This is a genomic window from Nocardioides fonticola, from assembly GCF_039536805.1.
Lineage (GTDB): Bacteria > Actinomycetota > Actinomycetes > Propionibacteriales > Nocardioidaceae > Nocardioides > Nocardioides fonticola.
Genome location: NZ_BAAAZH010000012.1, coordinates 75,881 through 98,204 on the forward strand (window position 1 = coordinate 75,881; position 22,324 = coordinate 98,204).

The window sequence follows — 22,324 nt, forward strand, 5'->3', positions numbered from 1 at the left end:
CTCCGTGTTGGTCCTCAGTCGCCGCGTGGGTGAGAGCGTCGTCATCGGGGACGACGTCACGATCACCATCCTCGAGGTGCGCGGCGACGTGGTCCGCGTGGGCATCGACGCGCCCCGTTCGGTGGCGGTGAACCGCGCCGAACTGCTCAAGGAGCTCGGCGCCACCAACCAGGAGTCCGCCTCCCCGAGCGAGCAGACCGTCGCGTCGTTGGCGAAGGCGCTGCGCGAGCGTCCCCAGCGCGACTGACCTGGCACGTCCGGGCTCGCTCCGGCCGGTCCAGGCCGACTCCCGGGTGGTCCGATCCGGTCCGGGACGAGTGTCCCGGACATCTCAGCTAGTCGGCCTCCGCGCCGATGGGCAGGGCATCCACCACGGAAGAAGGATGCCGGTGAACGAGGACGCGGAGATCGTCGCGGAGTTCCTGGTCGAGAGTCACGAGAACCTCGACCAACTCGATCGCGACCTGGTCGAGCTCGAGCAGACACCCGGGTCGCGGGAGCTGCTCTCGAGCATCTTCAGGACGATCCACACCATCAAGGGCACGAGCGGCTTCCTCGCCTTCGGGCGACTCGAGCGGCTCACCCACGTCGGGGAGAACCTGCTCTCGCGGTTGCGCGACGGCAAGATGACGATGGACTCCGATGTGGCCGGCGTGCTGCTGCGCATGGTCGACACCGTGCGCGCGCTGCTGGAGTCGATCGAGTCCACCGGTGCCGACACCTCGGCCACGGTCGATGTCGACGCCGTCGTCGCCGCCCTCGAGGCCACCCTCGCCGGGACGCCCCCGGTGGCGGCTCCTGCGCCCGTTCCGGTCGTGGAGCCGGTCGTGGAGGCCGTCGTGGAGGCCGTCGTGGAGCCGGTCGCGGAGGCAGTTGCAGAGCCGGTCGTGGAGCCGGTCGCGGAGGCAGTTGCGGAGCCGGTCGTCGAGCCCGTCGTGGACGAGCCCGCGCCCGCCGCCAAGCCGGTCGCCAAGCGGACGGCGGCGAAGCGGACGGCGAAGCCCGCCGCCAAGCCCGCTGCCAAGCCCGCTGCCAAGCCCGCCGCGAAGGCCGCTCCGGCGAAGCCCGTGGCGGCCGCGGTCGAGCCGACCCCGCCGCCGGTGGTGTCCGCAGTCGTGGAGCCCGTCGTCGAGCCGGTCGTGGCGGTCGAGGAGACCCACGACGAGGACGGCGCCCCCAAGCGCGGCGTCGTCGACTCCTCGGTGCGGGTCGACATCGAACTGCTCGACGGTCTCGTGCAGCTGGTGGGGGAGCTCGTGCTGACCCGCAACCAGATCCTCCAGCGCACCGAGTCGGCCGCCGACATCGAGCTGGTCCGCGCGTCCCAGCGTCTCGACCTGGTGGCCTCGGAGCTGCAGGAGAGCGTGATGCGCACGCGCATGCAGCCCATCGGCCAGGTGTGGTCGAAGATGCCGCGCATCGTGCGCGACCTGGCCCACCAGCTCGGCCGCGAGGTCGACCTGCAGATGGAGGGTCACGAGACCGAGCTCGACCGCTCGCTGCTCGAGGCCCTCAAGGGCCCGCTCACCCACCTCGTGCGCAACTCGCTCGACCACGGCATCGAGCCGCCGGCCGACCGGACCGCCGCCGGCAAGCCCGCGCAGGGCCGCCTGCACCTGCGGGCCTTCCACGAGAGCGGCCAGGTGGTCGTCGAGATCACCGACGACGGCCGGGGCATGGACCCCGACAAGATCGCCGCGGCCGCCATCGCCCGCGGGGTCGTCACCCGCGAGGCGATCGCGCGCATGGAGACGCGCGAGATCATCGAGCTGATCTTCCGCCCCGGCTTCTCGACCGCCGCCGAGGTCACCAACGTCTCCGGCCGCGGCGTCGGCATGGACGTCGTCCGGACGAGCATCGAGCGCATCGGCGGCAGCGTCGACATCAGCAGCACCGTGGGGGTCGGCTCGACCGTCCGGGTGCGCATCCCGCTCACGCTGGCGATCATCCCGGCCCTGGTGGTCGGGGAGACGGGGGAGCGGTATGCGATCCCGCAGGCCAACCTGGTCGAGCTGGTGCGGCTGGAGGGCCGTGATCTGCGCGAGAACGTGGAGATCCTGGCGGGGGCGCCGGTCCTGCGACTGCGCGGCCGGCTGCTGCCGCTCGTGACCCTCGAGGAGGCGCTGGGCGGACCGAGCCTGGACGCCTCGCGCGCCGACTTCCTGACCATCGTGGTCGTGCAGGCCGACGACGTCCGCTTCGGGCTGTGCGTGGCCGAGGTGCACGACACCCAGGAGATCGTCGTCAAGCCGATCGGGCGTCAGCTGAAGAACCTGCCGATGTACGCGGGCGCCACGATCATGGGCGACGGTCGGGTCGCGCTCATCCTCGACGTCGCCGGCATCGCCCGCGACCGCGAGCTGAACACCGCGATCCAGCAGGAGGAGGAGACCCGCACCGGCGTCGTCGACAGCCGTGCGCTGCTCGTCCTCGAGGTGGCCTCGGGACGGCGCGCGGCGCTGCCCCTCACCGCGGTCTCGCGGCTGGAGGAGTTCGAGGTCGCGCGGGTCGAGCGGTCCGGTTCGGCCGAGGTCGTGCAGTACCGCGACGGTCTCCTGCCGCTCATCCGGCTCGCACCGGCGATCGGCCTGCCCGACTCCAGTCAGGGCCTGCCGCAGGTCTCCGTCGTCGTCCACGAGGAGGAGGGCGGCCGGGTCGGCATCGTCATCGACAAGGTCCTCGACGTCGTCGACGAGGCCGTCATCCCGACCGACGTCGGCCGGCGTCCCGGTGTGCTCGGGTCGGCCGTCGTGCAGGACAAGGTCACCGATCTGGTCGACCTCGACGCCGTCATCCGCCCGCTCCTGGCGGGTGCCCGATGACCGCCGTCGCGACCGCCTCGCACCCCGCCGCGAACCCCGCTGGGAAGGAGCAGACGATGACCACCCACCGCCAGTTCTGCACGTTCTGGGTCGATGGCCTGTTCTTCGGTCTCGACGTCGAGTACGTGCAGGAGGTCCTGCGCTACCAGCAGATGACCGTCGTGCCCTGCGCACCGGAGTCGGTGTTCGGGCTGATCAACCTGCGCGGCCAGATCGTCACCGCGCTCGACCTGCGCTGCCGTCTGGGGCTGCCGCCCCGCGAGGAGGGCGTGCTGCCGATGAACGTCATCGTGCGCAGCCGCGGCGAGGTGATCTCGCTGCTCGTCGACGACATCGGGGAGGTCATCGACGCCGACATCGAGCAGCTCCAGGCTGCCCCCGCCAACCTGCCCGGGAGGGTGCAGGACGTCGTCCAGGGGGTGATGCCCATGCCGGGCTCGATCCTCCTGGCCCTCGACGCCGACCGGTCGGTCGACGTCAACCATCACGAGAACATGGGAGCGAACCGTGACTGAGATCCTCCAGACCCCCGGAGGCACCACCCACTCGACCGTTGACGGGGCGTCGCTGGTCGACCTGGCGCGGTTGCCCGGCGTCCTGGACACGATCCCGACGCGGGTGATGATCGCCGATCGCGACCTCACCATCACCTACGTCAACCAGGCCACCCGCGAGGGCCTCACCCGCCTCGCGGACTGGCTGCCGGTCTCGCCGGACGCCGTGGTGGGCGCGAACCTCGACATCTTCCACAAGAACCCGAGCTACCAGCGCCGCATCCTGGCCGACCCCTCGGTGCTCCCGCGTCGGGCGCACATCGAGGTGGGTCCCGAGACGCTCGACCTCCAGGTGCACGCGCTCTACGACGAGGCCGGCCAGTACGTCGGCGCGATCGCCTCGTGGGAGAACATCACCGACAAGCTGCGGGCCGAGAAGGAGCTCGCCGAGACGATGAGCGACGCGGCCGCGCTGAACTCGGTGCTCGCCGACCTCACCATGGCGACCTCGTCCGACCAGGCGATCACCTCGGTGCTCGAGGGCGTGCGGACGGCGTTCGGCTGGGTCTACGGCTCCTACTGGCGCCTCGACGAGCGCGCCGACGCCCTGGTCTTCGGCTCCGATTCCGGCGACCCGGACCCGGAGTTCAAGCGCATCACCACGGCCACGACCTACGTGCGCGGCGTCGGTCTCGCCGGCCGTGCCTGGGCGTCGGAGGACCTCGTGTTCGTGCCCGACATCGGGCAGCTGGCCGACAGCTCGCGCCACGACGTCGCGGCCCGCGCGGGGATCCGCTCGGCGGTGGCGCTGCCGATCGTCGTCGGCGGTCGCGTCACCGGCGTCGTCGACTTCCTCACCACCGACACCCTCGAGCCGACCCAGGGTCGCCTCGACGGCCTGCGCCGGGTCGCGCACCTCCTCTCGGCGGCGTCCGAGCGGCTCACCGCCGCCGAGCGCGAGCTCGAGGAGACCCGCAGCGACTCCGAGGCCGTCAACCGGGTCCTCGCCTCGGTGTCTTCCGCCACCACGATCGAGGAGGCGACCCGCACGGCGCTGGACGCCGTCCGCGACGCCTTCGGCTGGGGGTACGGCTCGTACTGGCGCATCGACCCGAGCGACAACACGTTGAAGTTCGCCCTGGAGTCCGGCGACGCGGGGCCGGAGTTCCGCAAGGTCACCCTGGAGGCGTCCTTCGCGCACGGCGTCGGCCTCTCGGGCCGCACCTGGGCCCAGCGCGACCTCTACTTCACCGAGGACATCGGCGAGATGACCGACTGCGTGCGGGCGCCCGTCGCCAAGCGGGTCGGGGTGAAGTCCGGCGTCTGCTTCCCGATCACGGCCAACGGCCAGGTCATCGGCACCATGGACTTCTTCACCATGGAGACCCTGCACCCGACCGAGAACCGGCTCGAGGCGCTGCGCAACGTCGGCCGTCTCGTCTCCTCCGCCTTCGAGCGGATCTCCAAGGAGGAGGCGGCCCGCGCTGAGGCCGAGGAGCTGGCCCGCAAGGTCGAGGTCGTGCTCGAGGTCGTGCAGGCGGCCAGCGCCGGCGACCTCACCCGGCAGATCGACATCGTCGGCGACGACGTCGTCGGCCAGCTCTCCGGCGGGCTCCGATCGCTCATCGCGGCCTTCCGCGACTCCATGGGCGACATCGACCGCACCGCCCAGGCCCTCGAGGTCGCCGCCGAGCAGCTCACGATCCTCTCCCAGGGCATGGGCGAGGGCGCCACCGCGACCTCCGAGCTCGCCGGCAGCGCCAGCAGCGCCTCGGTCGAGGTGAGCGCGTCGATCCAGACCGTGGCTGCTGCTGCGGAGGAGATGACCGCCTCGATCCGCGAGATCGCGCAGAACGCGACCGAGGCGGCCTCGGTGGCCACCGGTGCGGTCGCGGTCGCCGGGTCGGCTCAGGAGACCGTCACCAGCCTCGGGGAGTCCTCCACCGAGATCGGCCAGGTCATCAAGGTGATCACCTCGATCGCCCAGCAGACCAACCTGCTGGCCCTCAACGCCACCATCGAGGCCGCCCGCGCCGGGGACGCCGGCAAGGGCTTCGCGGTGGTCGCCAACGAGGTCAAGGAGCTGGCCAAGGAGACCGCGAAGGCCACCGAGGACATCGGCCGCAAGATCGAGGCCATCCAGGGCGACACCCAGGGCGCGGTCACCGCGATCGCGGAGATCACCGAGGTGATCGGGCGCATCAACGACATCCAGACCACGATCGCCTCGGCGGTCGAGGAGCAGACCGCCACCACCAACGAGATCGCCCGCTCGGTGACCGAGGCGGCGTCCGGGGCCACCGGGATCGCCGAGGACGTCACCCAGCTGGCGGGGGCGGCCGACGACACCCGGCAGGGTGCGCAGAACACCCTGCAGTCGGCGACCGAGCTGGCCGAGATGGCCGTGCAGCTCAAGGCCCTGATCGCGCGCTTCACGATCTGACGCGACGCACGCGCACGCGAGCCCCGCCCGGTCCGACCGGGCGGGGCTCGTCTGCGCGCGGGGGCGTGCGGGGGAGCGACGGCGATTCGGTGGATGACGGCCAGCGGAATAAAGTTGACTTGAGCAACCTTCTACCGCACATGAGAGACCGCACCGTGAGCCAGCACCACACCCCGCAGCACCTGCGCGAACGCACCGACCGATCCCACCTCCGCGCCGACGCGGGCGACGCAGCGGGGGCGATGAGCCACCGCCAGATCATGGAGGCCCTCTCCGGACTGCTGCTGGCGATGTTCGTCGCGATGCTCTCCAGCACGGTGGTCACCAACGCCCTGCCGCGGATCGTCGCCGACCTCGAGGGCAGCCAGACCGGCTACACCTGGGTCGTCGTCGCCACCCTGCTGGCCATGACCGCCACCACGCCGGTCTGGGGCAAGCTCGCGGACCTCTTCAGCAAGAAGCTGCTCGTGCAGACCGCGCTCGTCGTCTACACCGTCGGCTCGGTGCTCGCCTCGGTCTCCCACTCGATGGGCATGCTCATCGGCGCCCGTCTCGTGCAGGGCCTCGGTGTCGGTGGTCTCACCGCGCTCGTCCAGGTCGTCATCGCCACGATGGTGCCGCCACGCGAGCGCGGCCGGTACTCCGGCTACATCGGCGCGGTCTTCGCCCTGGCCACCGTCTCCGGCCCGCTGATCGGCGGCGTGATCGTCGACTCCAGCTTCGGCTGGCGCGGCTGCTTCTACGTCGGCCTGCCCTTCGCCGTCCTCGCGTTCGTGCTGCTGCAGAAGACGCTGCACCTGCCCGTGGTCACCCGGCCCGCGAAGGTCGACGTCCTCGGGGCGACCCTCATCATGGCCGGCGTCAGCATCCTGCTCATCTGGGTCAGCCTGGCCGGCAACCAGTTCGCGTGGGCGTCGGCGACCACCGCGGCCCTCGTCGTCGCGGGCCTGCTCGTGCTCGCCCTCGCCGTGTGGGTCGAGACGCGGGCGGTCGAGCCGATCATCCCGCTGCACCTCTTCCGCGACCGCACGATCGCGCTGGCCACGACCGCGTCGGTGTTCGTGGGCGTGGCGATGTTCGGCGCCACCGTCTACCTCAGCCAGTACTTCCAGACCGCGCGCGGCATGACGCCGACCCACGCCGGCCTCATGTCGATCGCGATGGTCGGCGGTCTGCTCGTCTCCAGCATCGGCACCGGGCGCATCATCACCGCGACCGGTCGCTGGAAGCGGTTCCTCGTCGGCGGCATGGTGCTGGTCGTCGTCGGCCTCGGCCTGCTGGGCACCATCGACGAGACCACGAACCTCGCGGTCGTCGGTGCCTTCATGGCCGTTCTCGGCATCGGCCTGGGCGCCACGATGCAGAACCTCGTGCTCGCGGTGCAGAACAACGTGCCCGTCAGCGAGCTCGGCGCTGCCAGCTCGGTGGTCGCGTTCTTCCGCTCCCTCGGCGGGTCGATCGGCGTGGCGGTGCTCGGCGCCCTGCTGAGCAACCGGGTCGCGACCCGGGCCGCCGACGGCCTGACGGCCATCGGCGTCACCCCCGACTCCCACCAGAGCCACGAGATCCCGGACCTGGCCACCCTCCCGGCGCCCGTTCGGGGCGTGTTCGAGGCGGCGTTCGGGCAGTCCTTCGGCGAGCTGTTCCTCGTCGCGGCGCCCTTCGCGCTCGTCGCCCTGGTCTGCGTCAGCCTCATCCGCGAAGTGCCGCTGCGCACCACCAACGACCTCGTCGAGGTCGCCGACGAGCTGCTCGCGGACGCCGCGCCGGAGGCCACGGCCGAGCTCACCGCTACGATCCCGTCCCGATGACCGCCGAGCGAGCCCGCACCCTCCTCCGCCTGGAGGAGGAGTTCGGCGTGCTCATCCGCCGCATCCGCCGCGTGATCGCCGAACGCGCCGAAGCGGTGCACCCGGAACTCCAGTCGGCCTCCTACCTGCTGCTGGCCTACATCGCCGAGCACGGGCCGGTGCGGGCCTCCCTCATCGCCGAGAAGTTCCAGATCGACAAGGGTGCCGTCAGCCGCCAGCTCCAGCACCTCATGGAGCTGGGGCTGGTCGACAAGGTGGTCGACCCGGCCGACGGTCGCGCCCACCTCATCTCGGCCAGCGAGGAGGCGCGGCGCCGCCTCGACGAGGTCGTCACCCAGCGTCGGCGCTGGCTCGACGAACGCCTCAAGGACTGGAGCGCGGACGAGCTGGAGGCCTTCACCTCCGAGCTCGCCCGCTACAACGCCACGCTGGAGTCCTGAGCCCGGCCGGGCGACCCGGCCGGGTGCTCCCGACGGTCAGCCGCGCAGCCAGACGGCGGTGTCGGCCGGCAGGACGCCGTCCGCGATCGCGGGGGCGCTGGAGGCCAGCACCTCGCCGGACAGGCCTGCCGCGGCGAGGTCGAGCGGTGTCGTGCCGCAGTTGAGGACGGCGACGACATCGTCGCGGCGGAAGGCCAGCACGTCGGGGCGCAGGTCGAGCAGCTCGATCGCGGTGCCGGTGAGGCTGCGCCGCGCCTGGAGCGCCCGGCGGTAGAACGCCAGCGTCGAGTGCGCGTCGCCCTCCTGGGCCTCGGCGGTGCGGCCGGCCCAGGACGCCGGCTGCGGCAGCCACGGCTGCGCGGTGCCCGGACCGAAGCCGAACGGCGGCTCCTGGCCCGACCACGGCATCGGCACGCGGCAGCCGTCGCGACCGACCTCGCCGGTGCGGAACCAGGAGGGGTCCTGGCGGAACTCCGGCTCGACGTCGACCTGCTCCAGGCCGAGCTCCTCGCCCTGGTAGAGGTAGGACGAGCCGGGCAGCGCGAGCATCGTCAGGGTCGCCGCCCGGGCGCGGGCCAGGCCCTGCGCGCCCCCGCCGTAGCGGGTCACGTGACGGATGACGTCGTGGTTGCTGAGCACCCAGGTGGGGTCGGCGTGCACGTCGGCCAGTGCGGCGAAGGTGCCCTCGACGACCTCGCGGAACGCCGATGCCGACCAGGGCGAGACCAGCCAGGCGAAGTTGAAGGACTGGCTCATCTCGTCGCTGCGCACGAAGCGCGCCATCGACTCCGGCGTCTGGGTCCAGGCCTCGGCGACCGCCATCCGGTCGCCGGGGTACTCGGCGAGCACGCGGTGCCAGCGGCGGTAGACGTCGTGGACCTCGGGCTGGTCCCACATCGGCTCGTCGCGCAGCGTGCGCTCGACCATCGACCGCTCGGGAGCGGCCTCGGTGCCGTTGATGTCGGCGCCCGAGCGCGGCTCCTCGCCGTCCTCGACGATCTGGTCGCGCAGCGAGGCCTCCTTGACCAGGCCGTGGGCGACGTCGACGCGGAACCCGTCGACCCCGCGGTCGAGCCAGAACCGCAGCACCGACTCGAACAGGTCGCCCACCTCGGGGTTGCGCCAGTCGAAGTCGGGTTGGGAGGAGTCGAAGAGGTGGAGGTACCACTGGCCGTCCTCGACGCGGGTCCAGGCCGGTCCGCCGAACACGGAGTTCCAGTTGTTGGGCGGCTCGGCGCCGTCGGGACCGCGGCCGTCGCGGAAGAGGTAGCGCGCGCGCTCGGGGGAGCCGCGCCCGGCCGCCAGGGCCGCCTGGAACCACTCGTGGGCGCTGGAGGAGTGGTTGGGCACGAGGTCGACGATCAGCTTCAGGCCCAGCTCGTGGGCCCGCGCCACCAGGGCGTCGGCGTCGGCGAGGGTGCCGAAGAGCGGGTCGACGTCGGTGTAGTCGGCGACGTCGTAGCCGTGGTCCTTCTGCGGCGAGGTGTAGAAGGGCGTGAGCCACACGGCGTCGACACCGAGGTCGCGCAGGTAGGGCAGGCGGGCGGTGATGCCGGGCAGGTCGCCGATGCCGTCGCCGTCGGAGTCGGCGAAGCTGCGCACGTAGACCTGGTAGATGACGGCGTCGCGCCACCACTCGCGGGCGTCCTTTGGATCGTTCAAAGACATGCCGTCCATCCTCTCAGACAGGCCCCGCGGCGGTCACGTCAGTTGCGGATGCGCTCCCAGCGCGCCAGCGCCTCGGCCCGCTCGGCCTTGTGGTCGACCATCGGGGGCGGATAGCCGACCAGGTCGCGGGTGTCGGCGTCCGGCTCGTGCGGGTCGGGCACCTGGACGGCGTCCGCGAGCTCGGGGATCCAGCGGCGCAGGTAGCCGCCGTCGGGATCGAACTTGCGGCCTTGCGCGACGGGATTGAAGACCCGGAAGTAGGGCGCGGCGTCGGTGCCGCAGCCGGCGGTCCACTGCCAGCCGTGCTGGTTGGAGGCGAGGTCGCCGTCGGCCAGCCACCGCATGAAGTGGCGGGCGCCGTGCTGCCACTCCAGGTGGAGGTCCTTGACCAGGAAGCTGGCCACGATCATCCGCACGCGGTTGTGCATCCAGCCGGTCGCGCGCAGCTGGCGCATGCCGGCATCGACGATCGGGAAGCCCGTGCGGCCCTCCTGCCACGCGGTCAGCGCGGCACCCGGCTCGTCGTAGTCCATCCGCGCGTACTCCGGGCGCAGGTACTCCCGTGCGGTCTCGGGCCGGTGGTGCAGCACGTCGGCGTAGAACTCCCGCCACGCGATCTCGCTGCGGTAGACCCGCGCCGACTCCGAGTGCCGCGCGGCCAGGTCGGCCAGCATCGTGCGCGGGTGGATCTCGCCCCAGCGCAGATGGGTCGACATGCGCGAGGTCGCCTCGACGCCGGGCCGGTCGCGACCGTCGGCGTAGCCGTCGAGGCGCTCGAGGAACTCCTGCCAGCGGCGGTGCGCGGCGCGCTCGCCGGCCTCGGGGATGCTCAGCCCGTCGGGGAGCTCGACCTCGGGGACGGCGACCGTGCCGGACTCGGGGAGCTCGAGCCACGACCCACCGGACGGCGCCTCGACCGGCCCGCGCCAGCCGTGCTCGGCCCACGCGCGGGAGAAGGGCGTGAACACCTTGTAGGGGTCGCCCGACCCGTTGCGCACCCGACCCGGCGCCACGGCGTACGGCGAGCCGGTGCGCACCAGCTCGATGCCGGCCGCGCCCAGAGCCTCCTCGACCGCGGCATCGCGGCGCGTGCCGTAGGGCCCGTAGTCGGCCGAGATGTGCACGCTCGACGCGCCGACCTCGCGCGCCGCGGCGAGGACGGCGGCGACCGGGTCGCCGTGCACCACGCTCAACCGGGTGTGCCGCTGGCGCAGGGAGGCGTCGAGGGCGGCGAGGGAGGAGGCGAGGTAGGCGCGTCGCGACGGGCCGGCCGGCCCCCAGAGGGCGTCGTCCAGCACGAACAGCGGCAGCACGGGGCCCTGCGCCGACGCGGCGAGCAGGGCCGGATGGTCGGCCAGGCGCAGGTCGCGACGGAACCAGAGGACGGCGGGTGTCGTGCTCACGGTTCCCCACCCTGCCAGGCGAGTGGTGGCCGCCGTCGCCGCACCCGGCGGACGCGACGATGCGTCAGCTGCGCGCGGTAGGGAAGAATGGAGCACGTGAGTGACCTCATCGACACCACCGAGATGTACCTCCGCACCATCTACGAGCTGGTGGAGGAGGGCATCGTCCCGCTGCGCGCGCGCATCGCCGAGCGCCTGCACCAGAGCGGGCCGACGGTCAGCCAGACCGTCGCGCGGATGGAACGCGACGGGCTCCTGACCGTCGAGGGCGACCGTCATCTCGAGCTGACCGAGGAGGGTCGCCGGCTCGCCACGCGCGTGATGCGCAAGCACCGCCTGGCCGAGCGCCTGCTCAGCGACGTCATCGGCCTGCCGTGGGAGCTCGTGCACGAGGAGGCCTGCCGCTGGGAGCACGTCATCTCCGAGAACGTGGAGCGCCGCCTGCTCGAACTCCTCGACCACCCCACCGAGTCGCCCTACGGCAACCCGATCCCCGGCCTCGACGAGCTCGGCGAGGAGGCCTCCGGTGAGGACTTCATGGACGGCGTCGAGTCGCTCGCCGGCGCCGCGGGCCCCGAGGAGGGGCGCGTGCTGATCCGTCGCATCTCCGAGGAGATGCAGAAGGACGAGCTGCTCATGAGCGCCCTGCGGCGCGTGGGAGCCCTGCCGGACAAGACCGTCACCGTCGTCGCGACCAGCGAGGGCGTGCTCGTGGGCGCCGCGGGGGAGAGCGCCGAGATCGTCCCCGAGGCGGCCGAGCACATCTTCGTGCGCCGTCTCTGACCGGTCTAGACCTGTGTGATCCCTCCCGGGGTATGCGTGACCGATGCCGGACCTGTTCGTTGACCTCCATGAAGCCGCGCGATTGGGAGAGCGCGGTGCCGACGTCTGGGAGGGCGACGCATGTCCGTGCTGCAGCTGTGGGAGACCGTCTCGGTCGGGTCCGTCGAGGGTGTCGTGCCGGCGCCCGCTCCGTCGGGGCGTGAGCTGACCGTGGAGCTCATCGAGGTGCCGCTCACCAGCCGTGAGCTGATCGCCCAGCGCGGCCCGGTCGTCGTCAGCCACATCGAGTCCCGCCTGCGCCGGGCCCTCGAGCCGGGCGAGGACGTCGTCCTGCTCGACCTCGACGGCGAGTACCACTCCGGCTTCGTCGCCGACCTCCGCTTCGAGCCGGAGGACACCCTCTACGTGATCGACCGCGGCATCCGGCTGCCTCCCGAGCAGGCCTCCGAGCGGCTCGACGACGCCGACGGCGGCCCCGAGGCCCGCGGCCTGTACTCCACCCAGTCGGTGCTCGACATGCTCGAGGAGTGGAAGCGCGAGCTCGGCGGCCAGTGAGCCGTCGTCCCTGATCCCCCTGGATCCACCCCCTCCCCGGGATCCTCGATCGGCCGTCGTGCCCGCCGACCTCGCCCGAGGTCAGCCGGCGCGGCGGCCGATCAGGCTTTCCAGGAAGGTCGCGCAGTCGGTCTCGACGGCCACGTCGGCCAGATCGTCGCCCCGGGTCTGGCCGCGGTTGGCGATCACCACCGGCACCCCGGCCTTCGCCGCGCGCCGCACGAACCGCAGGCCGCTCATGACGGCCAGGCTGCTGCCGACGACCAGCAGGGCGCCGTCCGTCTCGGCCAGGGCGTCGACCGCCGCCAGGCACGGCGTCACCCGATCGAGCGGCACGGTCTCGCCGAAGAACACGACGTCGGGCTTGAGCACGCCCCCGCACGCGCAGGCGGGGACGACGAAGGTGGAGGTGTCCTCGGCGGAGAGGTCGACGTCGCCGTCGGGTCGCACCGCCGCGGCGACGTGGCGGGCGAGCCAGTCGGGGTTGAGGTCGCCCAGCCGCTCCTGGAGGTCGGCGCGCGGTGAGACGGTGCCGCAGGCCAGGCACACGACGTCGGCGATGCGGCCGTGCAGGGCGACCAGGCGGGGCGTGCCGGCGCGCTCGTGGAGACCGTCGACGTTCTGGGTGATCACGAGGTCGGCGTCCAGGGCGGCGACCGCGAGATGGCCGCGGTTCGGCTCGGCCCGGCCCATCCGCGACCAGCCGACGTGGCTGCGGGCCCAGTAGTGCTGGCGCGCCTCGTGGCTGCCCACGAACTCCTGGTAGGTCATCGGCATGCGGGTCGGCGCGCCGGGGCCGCGGTAGTCGGGGATGCCGGAGTCGGTGGAGAGCCCCGCGCCGGTCAGCACGACCAGCGGACGCCGATCGAGCAGGTCGAGGGCCGCTGCCACCCGCTCCGGGCTCGCCGCCTCCGCGGCACGCGGCAGGACGGCGCCGGTGACCGCGCGCACGCTCACGGCTACCGCCTCACCGGGCGTAGCGGACCGCTGCCCGGGCTCGGGCCTTGGCGGCCTCCGCCTCACGGTCCTTCGGGGGTGCGGTGGTGACCAGGTCGTCGACCAGGCGGCGCGTGACGGCGGTGATCTCGGCGACGGCGGCGTCGAAGACCGCCTGGTTGGCCGCCGACGGCTTCGTCGCGCCGGCCACCTTGCGGACGTACTGGAGTGCCGCGGCCGCCACCTCGTCGTCGGTGGCCGGCGGCTCGAAGTTGTTGAGCGGTCGGATGTTGCGGCACATGCCTCCGAGCCTACGTCGCGGGACAGCGGGCGTCCGCGGAGTCGCCGGGCCCGTCCCGACGGTCACAGTGGTCACAGGTGACGGGCGAAACCTGATGTTGTGGGGCGAAGCTTCGCCCCACAACATCAGGTTTCCCCGGCTGACCGGGGAAACCTGACGGCGGCCGCCCGCCCGCACGCCCGCGGTGGTTGGATGACCCGCATGGCGAACGAGCGCACCTACGACCTGGTCCTCTTCGGGGCCACGGGCTTCACCGGCGGCCTCACGGCGGAGTACCTCGCCGAGCATGCGCCGGCCGGGCTTCGGTGGGCGCTGGTCGGCCGCAACGCGGCCAAGCTGGCCGCCGTCCGGGAGCGGTTGACCGCGATCCGGCCCGAGCTGGCCGACCTGCCGCTGCTCGAGGCGGACGCCGGCGACCCGGCGTCCCTGGCCGCGGTGGCCGCGCAGACCAAGGTGGTGGCCACGACGGTGGGGCCCTACCTCCAGTTCGGCGAGCCGCTCGTGCGGGCCTGCGCCGAGGCCGGCACCGACTACGTCGACCTCACCGGCGAGCCGGAGTTCGTCGACACCATGTACGTCGCGCACCACGCCACGGCCGCCGCCTCCGGCGCCCGCATCGTGCACGCCTGCGGGTTCGACTCGATCCCCCACGACCTCGGCGTCTACTTCGCGATGCGCGAGCTCGCGCCCACCGGGCCGGCCCAGGTGCGCGGCGTCGTCCGCAGCAACGCCACCTTCTCCGGCGGCACGTTCCACTCGGCGATGGGGGCGTTCTCGCGGGCCAAGCAGATGAGTGCGGCGTTCAAGCAGCGGCTCGCCGTCGAGCCGCGTCCCGAGGGCCGCAGCTCGCGGGCGGTCCAGGGCAAGCCCGGCCGCGACAAGGTGCTCAGGTACTGGCTGCTGCCCCTGCCGACCATCGACCCGCAGGTCGTGGCCCGCAGCGGCGCGGCGCTCGAGCTCTACGGGCCGCGGTTCCGCTACGCCCACTTCGCCGGCACCAAGACCCTGCGGTACGCCGCCGGCGGCGTGGCCGGGGTGTCGGCGCTCGCCGTCGCCGCGCAGATCAAGCCGCTGCGCTCCGCCCTGCTCGGTCGCGTCAAGCAGGGCGAGGGCCCCTCGGCCGGACGGCGGGAGAAGTCCTGGTTCACCGTCGACGTCGTCGCCGAGGCCGACGGCCGCACCGTGCACGCGCGGGTCTCCGGCGGCGACCCGGGGTACACCGAGACCGCCAAGATGCTCGCCGAGTCGGCCCTGTGCCTGGCCTTCGACGACAACCCCCCGACGTCCGGTTCGGTCACCACCGCCCAGGCGATGGGGGCCCACCTGCTCGACCGGCTCATCGCCGCGGGCATCCGGTTCGAGCTCGTCTGAGCCGCACCGGGTGGCGCGGGGCCGGCGTCCTCGTGGTCCGGCCGGCTCACTTGTCAGGGGAAACTCCCACTGGTCAGGGAATGCTTGCCGTGCCAAGAAGGAGTTTCCCCGGCTGACCGGGGAAACTCCCGCCCCCGACGCACCGCGGCCGCCGTCCCGCGAGGGGACGGCGGCCGCGGCTCGGGAACGGGGACGGCGTCAGCCGGTGTAGGGCTTCGCGTCGAGGATGATCACCTTGAGCTCCTTGCCGTTGGGCGCCTGGTAGCTCACGGTCTCGCCCTTCTGGCGGCCGTTGATCGCGGCGCCGAGCGGGGACTGCGGCGAGTAGACCGTCAGGCCCTCGGACTCGATCTCGCGGGCGCCGAGGAGGAACGACTCGGCCTCGTCGTCGTCATCGCCCTCGAACTTGTAGGTGACGACCATGCCCGGGCCGACGACGCCGTCGTCGGCCGGCGTCTCGCCGACCTGGGCGCGCTCGAGCATGTCCTGCAGCTGGAGGATGCGGCCCTCGAGCTTGCCCTGCTCCTCGCGAGCGGCGTGGTAGCCGCCGTTCTCCTTCAGGTCGCCCTCGTCGCGGGCCGCGCTGATGCGCGCGATGATCTCCTGGCGGACCGGACCCTTGAGATCCTCCAGCTCCGCCTGGAGCTTGTCGTAGGCGTCCTGGGTGAGCCAGATCGTCTGCTGGGCCTGCTGGCTCGACTGCGTCATGGCGTGCTCCTGGGTCGTGGGTGGGCGGGACCGGCCGGATGGCCGATCTCCTGCGGCCGCGTCGTCCGGTCCGGCGCGAAGGCGGAACCACGGACGTGCTGCGGGCCCTCTCTCCACGGGCCCGGCGGCTCGGTCAGGAAGGACCAGATTAGCAACCCGGCGGTCAGCTGGGGTTGTTCTGGTCCGGCGTCGTGCAGCCGACCACGTCCGCCGAGGTGGCCCTGCGCTCGGTGCGGATGGTCTCGGTGTAGCGCCCCGACCCCTCCGCCGGGGTGAAGGTGAACTCCCCGACCGTGTTGTGGTCCTCGGCGTAGGCGCGCAGCAGGCAGCGTGCGGTGGTGGGATCGACGCCGTCGCTCACGTCGACGGCCACCCGGGCGGTGACGGCGTGCTCGCCCTCGACGGTGAAGCCGAGGAGCTCGGAGCTCACCTGCGGGTTGGCGTGGATCCAGGTGGTCCAGGCCAGCCAGCAGGCGAAGGCGGCGACGAAGGCGGCGACGACGGCGGCGATACCGCGCCTGCGCCACGGGGACGGCGTGCCGTACCGCTCGCTCAGGTGTCCGGAGGACAGGTCCGATGAGGTCACCCTCCGATGGTCCCACCTACCATGAAGGACATGTCCGACGCCCCCGCGACCGCACCCCGCAGCGGCCTGCGCCTGCTCCACGTCCACGCCCACCCCGACGACGAGTCGAGCAAGGGCGCGGCCTCGACCGCGAAGTACGTCGCCGAGGGCGCCGAGGTGCACGTGGCCACGTGCACGGGCGGCGAGAGGGGCTCGATCCTCAACCCGAAGATGGACCGGCCCGAGATCGCCGAGAACATCACCGAGGTGCGGCGACAGGAGATGGAGCGGGCCCGCGACATCCTCGGCATCACCCAGCACTGGCTGGGCTTCATCGACTCCGGATGGCCCGAGGGCGACCCCAAGCCGCCGCTGCCCGAGGGCTGCTTCGCGCTCGTGCCGCTGGAGGAGGCCGCAGCACCGCTGGTCCGCCTCATCCGCGAGCTGCGCCCGCACGTGCTCACCACCTACGACGAGCGCGGCGGCTACCCCCACCCCGACCACATCAAGTGCCACGAGATCTCGGTCGCGGCGTCCGCGTGGGCCGCCGACCCCGAGAAGTACCCCGAGCTCGGCGAGCCCTGGCAGGTCAGCAAGCTCTACTACCACCACTCCTTCAACCGCCAGCGCATGCAGAGCCTGCACGACGCGATGGTCGCCCACGGCCTGGAGTCGCCGTGGGAGGAGCGGTTGCGCGAGTGGAAGCCCGAGCCCGAGTGGGACGCGCGGGTCACCACGAAGGTGCCCTGCGGGGAGTACTTCGGGGTGCGCGACCAGGCCCTGCTCGCGCACGCCACGCAGATCGACCCCGACGGCTTCTGGTTCGCCGTCCCCCGCGAGCTCCAGGTGGCCGTGTGGCCCACCGAGGACTTCGAGCTCGTCACCTCGCACGTTTCCGCGCCGACGCCGGAGGACGACCTGTTCGCCGGCATCACCCTCGGCGCCACGATCCCTTCGGAGGCCTGATCACCGTGCACGACCTCGCGATCCACGCCCTGACGAGCCTCGCCCAGGTCGTCGTCCACCTCGCGGACGACGAAGGGCCCGACCCCGCCGACGTCAAGGCGGGCTGGGGCGCTCTGGGCATCTTCGTGCTGCTCTGCGCGACCGTGGCCTTCCTCGGCTACAGCCTCACCAAGCAGCTGAAGAAGGTCGATCGGGCCAAGGCCGACGGCGTCTTCGGCGAGGAGGCCGCCGCCGAGGCGGCCGAGGAGGCACGGCTGCGTCAGCAGCGCATCGACGACGCCACGGGACCTGGTCCCGCGACGCCGTCGATCTGACGCGTCGGCCGGCTCAGCCGATCACGGAGCCGTGTAAGCCCAGGAGCCGTAGGGCGTCTCCACCGCACCGCCGGCGGTCGCGGTCGCCAGGATGTAGAAGACCTGGTCGCGGGCGTTCGACTCGTTGAAGACGAAGCCCTTCATGTCGGTCAGCGTGTCGTTGGAGGCGAGGTAGAGACACACCTTGCCTGCGGGGGCCGTCGGGTTGGAGTAGCTGCCGGTGCAGGCGGCGTCGTCGTCCGTGGTCGCGGCCTGGCCGTCGGCGTTGAAGTTGACCGTCGCGTTCGTCAGGGCGACCGGCGCGATCCCGGGCAGCGTGATCGTGATGGGCATGGTGTCCCCAGCCACGGTCGGCGTCAGGGTGGGGAAGAACCAGCCGGTGACCGTCGTCCCGGTCGGGATGGTGTCCCAGGCGCTGAAGCCCCGGGGGCCGGTGGCACCCGCGGGCCCTGCCGCGCCGGCGGGCCCGGCCGCACCGGCAGGTCCGGCGGGTCCGGCGGGCCCGGCGGGTCCGGCAGGCCCGGCAGGTCCGGCAGGCCCGGCAGGTCCGGTGCCCGACAACGTGCCGGGGGCCAGATCGGCCGAGGTGAGCGAGCCGTTCTTGACGTCCTTGCCGGTGAGGGAGGAGTCCTTGATGTCCTTGCCGGTGAGCAGGCGGGCCGCGTCGGCGGCCATGGGGGTGGAGGCGAGGGCGCCGCAGGTGATGAGCACCAGTGCGGCCTGGGGCAGCCGGCGGCGGAGGCCGGGCGTGAGGTGGGGTCGAGACATGTCGTGAGCCTGCTCGGCGCCCTGCGGCCGGGCATCAGGGACCGGACACTCAAAATTGGGACGCCCGACGACGCCGGTCGCTAGCCTCCGAACGTGAGTACTCGGGTCCCGCGCCCGGTGGTCGGGTCCCTGCGGGAGTCGCTGCTGTCCCGGGCCGATCGGCGGACGACGGTCGTCGTCGGCGAGCCCGGCGCCGGCAAGTCGGTGCTGCTCGCCGAGGCCACCGCCGGGACGCCGGTCGTGCTGGCCCGCCCCCGTCGCGGGGACGCCGCCGTCCCCCTCGCGCTGGTGCGCGGCCTGCTGGGTCCCGAGGTGGTCGCCGGCGCCCTCGACGCCGTCGCCCCGGAGGCTCTGGCGGGCGCCCTCGGCGTGCTGCTGCACGACGTGCTGGCAGCCCGGGTGGTCGTCGTCGACGACCTGCACGAGGTCGACCCGCTCTCCCTCGACGTCCTCGCGGCCGCGATGGGCGGCCCGCGGCCGCCTCGGGTGCTCGCCGCCAGCCGGCCCTGGACCGCGGAGCGGTACGCGGCGGTCGCCGCCTTCGTCGGCCGGGTGGAGGCCGAGGTCGTGCAGCTGGCGCCGTTCACCGACGACGAGATCGCCCGGCTGGTGGCGGCGCATCGCGGCTGCGCGCGGGAGGAGGTCGACCCGCACGAGATCGCCGAGCTGGCCCGCCGCACGGGCGGCAACGCCCTCCTGCTCGGTGCCTCGGTGCGCCGCGGCCCCGTCGACTCGGCGGCCGAGTACGTCACCCGCGAGCTCGCCGCCCTGCCCGAGGAGACCCGCGGGGTCGCCCGCGCGATCGCGGTGCTGGGCGGCGTGGGCACGATCGCCGACGTCGTCGCCCTCTCCGGCGTCGCTCCCGGCGCGCTGGCGGGGCACCTGCGGGTGCTCGACGACGTCCGCCTGCTCGACCCCGACGGCGACCTGCGCATCCGGCACCCGCTGCTGGAGGAGCTCGTCGCGGGATCGGCCGGTCCGCTCGAGGAGCGACGGCTCCACGGCGAGGCCGCCCGGCTGTGGGCCCGGCGACCCGAGCGGGCCGCCGACCTGGTCGGGGCCCTCCAGCGCAGCCTGCCGCTGGGGGAGCCCTGGGCCGCGGCGAGCCTGCTCGCGGCGGCCGCCGACGCCTGGCGCCTCCAGGACGCCGACCGCTGCCTCGCGCTGTGCGACCGCGCCGAGCAGGAGTCGGTGGGCGAGCCGGAGGTGTCCGCCGGCCTCCTCCATCTGCGGGCCGAGGCGCGCCTGCACCGCGACGGGGACGACGGCGTCCCGGCCGCGGAGGCCACGGTCGCGCGCCTGCGCGAGGCCGGGGACTGGCAGCGCGCGGCCGAGGTGCGCCTCGCCCTCATCAACCACGGCATGATGCGCTTCGACGTCGACCTCGTGGGTCGCCATGCCGCCGCGATCGCCGAGGAGTTGGCCGAGCCGGCCCATGGGGGATCGCTGACGTGGCGGGCGCGGATCACCCGCGGCTATCTCGCGGCCACCTACGTCAGCGCCGACCCGATGCCGGCGGATCGGCTCGCGGTGATCGATGCCGCGGGCGACCTCCTGCACGCGGCCCATCCGGAGGCGCTGCGGGTGGCCGCGTACGCCGCGGCCGCCTACGCGCAGGCGGGTCGCGACGAGGAGGCCGTCGCGCTGATCGACCACGTGCGGCGCCACGTCGACCTCGACCATGTCGCCCACCTCGTCGAGTACGGCCTGGCGGGCACCGCCTGCGTGCACCTGGGGCGGCTCGACATCGCGCGGGAGATCTTCGGCACCGTGCGCGACCTCGGCCGTGCCGCCGGCGTGCGGGTGCTCGAGGTCAACGCCGAGGCCTGGCTCGCGCTCCTCGACGCGTGGGACGGCGTCCCCGACGCGGCCGCCTCGGCGCGCCGCTGCCTCGCGGCGCCCGAGCTGTGGCCGCCGCTGGTGCCGGTGGCCTCCACGGCCGTGCTGGAGGCGGTGCTCGCGCACGGCGACGACGCCGCTCTCGCCGCGGCCGCGGCCGAGGCCGACGTCCTCGCGCCGATGTTCTCGGTGCTCCCCGGGGTCGCGTTCGCCTCGTGGTGGCTGTGCCGGGCGCGGGTCTCGCTCGCGCTCGGCGCCGTCGAGGACGCCGCGGCGCAGGTCGAGGCGGCCGCCCGCGCCTACGGCGGTTCGGACTGGCTCTGCCCGCTTGAATGCGTCGCCGAGGAGGTGGCGCTCGCCCGCCGGGTCGAGCCGGCCCGGCACGACCCGCCGGCCGCGTGGCTGCGGCGTCCCGAGATCGTGGCGTGGCGACGGGCGCTGGTGGCCGAGCCGGGCGCGCTCGGCGAGCCCGACGTGCTCGCCCTGCCGGTGGCCCGGCGGTGGGAGGTGCTGCTCGCGGCCGCCTCCCGGTGGCGGCGGGCGGGGCGCACGAGCGAGGCCCGGGAGCTGCTGCGCGCCGTCCGGGCCGGGGCGGAGCGGGCGGGGCTGGTGCGCGTCGCGGCGCTGGCGTCCGCCGAGCTGCTCCTGGCCGGTGGACGCCGGCGCGCGGTCGGCGCATGGGGACTCACCCCGGCCGAGGAGCGGGTCGCCCTGCTGGCCGCCGGGGGAGCCGGCAACCGAGAGATCGCCGGTGCCCTCAACCTCTCGGTGCGCACCGTGGAGAACCACATGGCGCGCGTGCTCGCCAAGGTCGGCGTCGCCCGCGCCGAGCTGGCCGACCGGCTGGGCTGACCCACCGGGCTGACGACCGGGCTGACGACCGGGCTGACGACCGGGCTGACCTGCGCCGCGCACCGTGCCGGTGCCAGACTGCGGGCATGGCCGCACGACAGCTCGGACCCGGCGTCACCGATCCCACGCAGCGCGTGGGCGCCCTCCCGCCCCCGCATCCCACCCTCACCCTGGGCGGCGTGCGGCTCGGGATCGTCGGCGCGGCCCGGCTCTACGTCTGCGGCATCACCCCCTACGACGTCACGCACCTCGGGCACGCCGCCACCTTCGTGTGGTCCGACCTGCTCGCCGGCCTGCTGCGCGGCACCGGGGTCGAGGCCCGGGTCTGCCGCAACATCACCGACGTCGACGACGTCCTGATGGACGCCGCCCGCGCCCGCGGCCGCCACTACGACGAGTTCGCCCTGGGCCAGGAGGCCGTGTTCGGGCAGAGCATGCGGGCACTGGCCGTGGCCACGCCGCAGGCCGAACCGCATGCCCGTCACCACATCGGCACCGTGCAGCAGCTCGCCCAGACGCTCCTCGACGCTGGCGCGGCCTACGAGCGCGGCGGCACGGTCTGGTTCCGCGGCGGCGAGGTCGCCTCGGGCGCCGGTCTCGACCACGACGAGGCGCTGCGCCGGTTCGCCGACTACGGCGAGCAGCCCGACCACCCCGACAAGGACGACCCCTTCGACGTGCCGGTCTGGCAGGTCTCGACCGACGGCCAGCCCGCGTGGCCCAGCCCGTGGGGCTGGGGACGCCCCGGCTGGCACGCCGAGTGCGCGGCGATGGCGCTGGCGGTGCACGGCGGCTCGATCGACGTGCTGGCCGGCGGCTCCGACCTCGTCTTCCCCCATCACGTGTACGTGACGGCCATGGCCAGCGCCGCCACCGGCGTCACCCCGTTCGCGCGGGCCACCCTGCATGTCGGCGAGGTGCGTCTCGAGGGCCGCAAGATGGCCAAATCGACCGGCAACCTCGTGCTCGTCGACGACCTGCTGACCCGGTGCAGTCCGGCCGCGCTGCGCCTGGCGATCCTCGACCGGCGCTACGCGGACCCGTGGGAGTACCGCCCCGACGACCTCGACCGCGCCGAGCAGCGGCTCGCCGACCTCTACCGGGCCGCCGGTGCATCCAGCACGGCCGGCACGGCCGGCACGGGGGACGCCGACCCGGACGCCGCCCTCGCCCGCGTGCGCGACGACCTCGACGTCCCCGGCGCCGTCGAGGTGGCCCTGGCGACCGGTGGGGAGGCCGCGCGCCGGCTCATCGCCGTCCTGCGTCTCGGCGACGCCCGCTGACC

20 protein-coding genes are annotated in these 22,324 nt (G+C 73.4%); 13 read left to right on the plus strand and 7 right to left on the minus strand.

The features are described 5' to 3' along the window. Positions 1 to 4: 4 nt before the first annotated feature. The 6 genes from csrA (at position 5) to ABD671_RS07800 (ending at position 8,010) form a co-directional block, all read left to right on the plus strand. Positions 5 to 247: a carbon storage regulator CsrA gene (gene csrA / locus ABD671_RS07775; protein ID WP_344732725.1), complete on the plus strand. Its 243-nt coding sequence runs from the start codon at positions 5 to 7 to the stop codon at positions 245 to 247. 142 nt (positions 248 to 389) lie between these two features. Then, complete coding sequence (locus tag ABD671_RS07780; RefSeq protein ID WP_344732726.1) at positions 390 to 2,822, plus strand: chemotaxis protein CheA; 2,433 nt, start codon at positions 390 to 392, stop codon at positions 2,820 to 2,822. A 56-nt stretch (positions 2,823 to 2,878) separates the two neighbouring features. Beyond that, positions 2,879 to 3,337, plus strand: a complete 459-nt coding sequence (locus ABD671_RS07785) for a chemotaxis protein CheW (RefSeq protein ID WP_344732727.1) — start codon at positions 2,879 to 2,881, stop codon at positions 3,335 to 3,337. Next, positions 3,330 to 5,759 carry a GAF domain-containing protein gene (locus tag ABD671_RS07790; RefSeq protein ID WP_344732728.1) on the plus strand — a complete coding sequence of 810 codons (2,430 nt, stop codon included), beginning with the start codon at positions 3,330 to 3,332 and terminating at the stop codon, positions 5,757 to 5,759. Before ABD671_RS07785 ends, ABD671_RS07790 begins: the two co-directional genes overlap by 8 nt. A 155-nt stretch (positions 5,760 to 5,914) precedes the next feature. Further along, the gene (locus ABD671_RS07795) at positions 5,915 to 7,570 is read left to right on the plus strand and encodes an MDR family MFS transporter (RefSeq protein ID WP_344732729.1); all 1,656 of its coding nucleotides are present in this window, start codon (positions 5,915 to 5,917) and stop codon (positions 7,568 to 7,570) included. Continuing rightward, the gene (locus tag ABD671_RS07800; RefSeq protein ID WP_344732730.1) at positions 7,567 to 8,010 is read left to right on the plus strand and encodes a MarR family winged helix-turn-helix transcriptional regulator; all 444 of its coding nucleotides are present in this window, start codon (positions 7,567 to 7,569) and stop codon (positions 8,008 to 8,010) included. Before ABD671_RS07795 ends, ABD671_RS07800 begins: the two co-directional genes overlap by 4 nt. A gap of 36 nt (positions 8,011 to 8,046) precedes the next feature. Here the strand turns inward: ABD671_RS07800 and ABD671_RS07805 are convergent, their stop codons facing one another. Both ABD671_RS07805 and ABD671_RS07810 read right to left on the minus strand, forming a co-directional pair. Further along, a complete protein-coding gene (locus ABD671_RS07805; RefSeq protein ID WP_344732731.1) occupies positions 8,047 to 9,678 on the minus strand; it encodes a glycoside hydrolase family 13 protein in 1,632 nt (543 codons plus the stop codon). Between the two features lie 38 nt (positions 9,679 to 9,716). Next, a complete protein-coding gene (locus ABD671_RS07810; RefSeq protein ID WP_344732732.1) occupies positions 9,717 to 11,081 on the minus strand; it encodes a cryptochrome/photolyase family protein in 1,365 nt (454 codons plus the stop codon). Positions 11,082 to 11,177: 96 nt separating this feature from the next. Between ABD671_RS07810 and ABD671_RS07815 the strand changes: the two genes are divergently transcribed. Further along, entirely contained in the window at positions 11,178 to 11,864 is a 687-nt protein-coding gene (locus ABD671_RS07815; RefSeq protein WP_344732733.1) for an iron-dependent transcriptional repressor DtxR, read from the plus strand. A 120-nt stretch (positions 11,865 to 11,984) separates the two neighbouring features. Next, positions 11,985 to 12,419, plus strand: a complete 435-nt coding sequence (locus tag ABD671_RS07820) for a hypothetical protein (RefSeq protein ID WP_344732734.1) — start codon at positions 11,985 to 11,987, stop codon at positions 12,417 to 12,419. A gap of 81 nt (positions 12,420 to 12,500) precedes the next feature. On the opposite strand, the gene ABD671_RS07825 is transcribed toward ABD671_RS07820, so the two are convergent. Both ABD671_RS07825 and ABD671_RS07830 read right to left on the minus strand, forming a co-directional pair. Beyond that, entirely contained in the window at positions 12,501 to 13,376 is an 876-nt protein-coding gene (locus ABD671_RS07825) for an NAD-dependent protein deacetylase (protein ID WP_344732735.1), read from the minus strand. Positions 13,377 to 13,386: 10 nt separating this feature from the next. Then, positions 13,387 to 13,656, minus strand: a complete 270-nt coding sequence (locus ABD671_RS07830) for a DUF2277 domain-containing protein (protein ID WP_344732736.1) — start codon at positions 13,654 to 13,656, stop codon at positions 13,387 to 13,389. A 201-nt stretch (positions 13,657 to 13,857) separates the two neighbouring features. On the opposite strand from ABD671_RS07830, the gene ABD671_RS07835 reads away from it, so the two are divergent. Then, positions 13,858 to 15,027, plus strand: a complete 1,170-nt coding sequence (locus ABD671_RS07835) for a saccharopine dehydrogenase family protein (RefSeq protein WP_344732737.1) — start codon at positions 13,858 to 13,860, stop codon at positions 15,025 to 15,027. A 198-nt stretch (positions 15,028 to 15,225) separates the two neighbouring features. On the opposite strand, the gene greA is transcribed toward ABD671_RS07835, so the two are convergent. Together greA and ABD671_RS07845 are read right to left on the minus strand one after the other, a co-directional pair. Continuing rightward, a complete protein-coding gene (gene greA, locus ABD671_RS07840; RefSeq protein ID WP_344732738.1) occupies positions 15,226 to 15,735 on the minus strand; it encodes a transcription elongation factor GreA in 510 nt (169 codons plus the stop codon). A 163-nt stretch (positions 15,736 to 15,898) separates the two neighbouring features. After that, positions 15,899 to 16,321, minus strand: a complete 423-nt coding sequence (locus ABD671_RS07845) for a DUF4307 domain-containing protein (protein WP_344732739.1) — start codon at positions 16,319 to 16,321, stop codon at positions 15,899 to 15,901. Between the two features lie 30 nt (positions 16,322 to 16,351). Between ABD671_RS07845 and mca the strand changes: the two genes are divergently transcribed. Both mca and ABD671_RS07855 read left to right on the plus strand, forming a co-directional pair. Beyond that, complete coding sequence (gene mca / locus ABD671_RS07850) at positions 16,352 to 17,266, plus strand: mycothiol conjugate amidase Mca (RefSeq protein WP_344732740.1); 915 nt, start codon at positions 16,352 to 16,354, stop codon at positions 17,264 to 17,266. A gap of 5 nt (positions 17,267 to 17,271) precedes the next feature. After that, positions 17,272 to 17,580, plus strand: coding sequence for a hypothetical protein (locus ABD671_RS07855; RefSeq protein WP_344732741.1), 309 nt, complete (start codon positions 17,272 to 17,274; stop codon positions 17,578 to 17,580). Positions 17,581 to 17,601: 21 nt separating this feature from the next. Here ABD671_RS07855 and ABD671_RS07860 read toward each other — a convergent pair whose 3' ends face one another. Then, the gene (locus ABD671_RS07860) at positions 17,602 to 18,348 is read right to left on the minus strand and encodes a hypothetical protein (protein ID WP_344732742.1); all 747 of its coding nucleotides are present in this window, start codon (positions 18,346 to 18,348) and stop codon (positions 17,602 to 17,604) included. Between the two features lie 93 nt (positions 18,349 to 18,441). Between ABD671_RS07860 and ABD671_RS07865 the strand changes: the two genes are divergently transcribed. Next, complete coding sequence (locus tag ABD671_RS07865; protein ID WP_344732743.1) at positions 18,442 to 21,039, plus strand: LuxR C-terminal-related transcriptional regulator; 2,598 nt, start codon at positions 18,442 to 18,444, stop codon at positions 21,037 to 21,039. An 86-nt stretch (positions 21,040 to 21,125) separates the two neighbouring features. Next, positions 21,126 to 22,322 carry a class I tRNA ligase family protein gene (locus tag ABD671_RS07870; RefSeq protein WP_344732744.1) on the plus strand — a complete coding sequence of 399 codons (1,197 nt, stop codon included), beginning with the start codon at positions 21,126 to 21,128 and terminating at the stop codon, positions 22,320 to 22,322. Positions 22,323 to 22,324 lie beyond the last annotated feature (2 nt).